Here is a 378-nt window from a genome sequence, read left to right as displayed (position 1 = left end):
TCATCATCAAGTCCATCAGTTCCACTTTGTTGAATAATTTTTCTCGTCATCTCGCTCAATTCATTGTACTGTGTATGAACTGTTCGACGTATTTCTTCGAGAATGCCCGAGATCGATTGTTCTAAGGCTTTCACATTCGATTGTTTGATACTAAAATAATCCCCGATACTGAATAGTTCATCATCATTGACATCCAAGTGTTGGAAAAGTTTATTTTGAATGAGATCAGTTAGTTCCGGTGTCCATTTCATAATCAGTTGAGAGACATTTTTATCGGCTTGGAAATAACGAAGAAATGTTTCCGAAGTAAATTCTCGATCGAACATGGGAGGATTGAGATGTGGATAAAAATAAGCGATGAGACTGAGGGCAGTGATA

Annotated in this window: 1 protein-coding gene; it reads right to left on the bottom strand. The window is 37.3% G+C overall.

All coding sequences use genetic code 11. The features are described from left to right. Positions 1-326: hypothetical protein (locus D7Y04_RS44330; RefSeq protein WP_147477416.1), on the bottom strand; the 326-nt coding region annotated here is incomplete at its 3' end. Positions 327-378 lie beyond the last annotated feature (52 nt).

Origin of the sequence: Corallococcus sp. AB038B (assembly GCF_003668955.1) — a bacterium.
GTDB classification, from domain to species: domain Bacteria; phylum Myxococcota; class Myxococcia; order Myxococcales; family Myxococcaceae; genus Corallococcus; species Corallococcus exiguus.
Note: the sequence above shows the minus strand (reverse complement) of the source record. Positions and strands in the feature narration are given on the sequence as shown.